The sequence below is a fragment of the Phormidium sp. CCY1219 genome (assembly GCF_055795085.1).
The window spans coordinates 1-247 of the sequence record NZ_JAYFEQ010000013.1 but is presented as its reverse complement, the minus strand read 5'-3'; the positions used below and the strand labels follow the sequence as shown (position 1 = coordinate 247).

Sequence of the window (247 nt, the reverse complement as noted above, 5' to 3'; positions counted from 1 at the left end):
TCTAGAAGGTATTCTCGGACTTCATACCCCACCAACTCTCCCTGTTGATACTCGACACCAGAGATTTCTGGGTTTTGCATCAGTTGGGTATCAAAACGGACAAGTTCCATTGAGATAGTGCTAATGGGGCAGAAACGCTTCAATCGATTTACCCACGTCAGAGTTGTCACGACTCGGTGTTGAAGACTAGGCGCAAGCCAACCTTGTGGACGCTTGCGATTGTTGAAACGCGGCATGCGGTAGCGGG

1 protein-coding gene is annotated in these 247 nt (G+C 49.8%); it reads right to left on the bottom strand.

The window, feature by feature from the left end:
• Positions 1-247: RRXRR domain-containing protein (locus AC0QH1_RS00245; RefSeq protein ID WP_324628744.1), on the bottom strand; the 247-nt coding region annotated here is incomplete at both ends.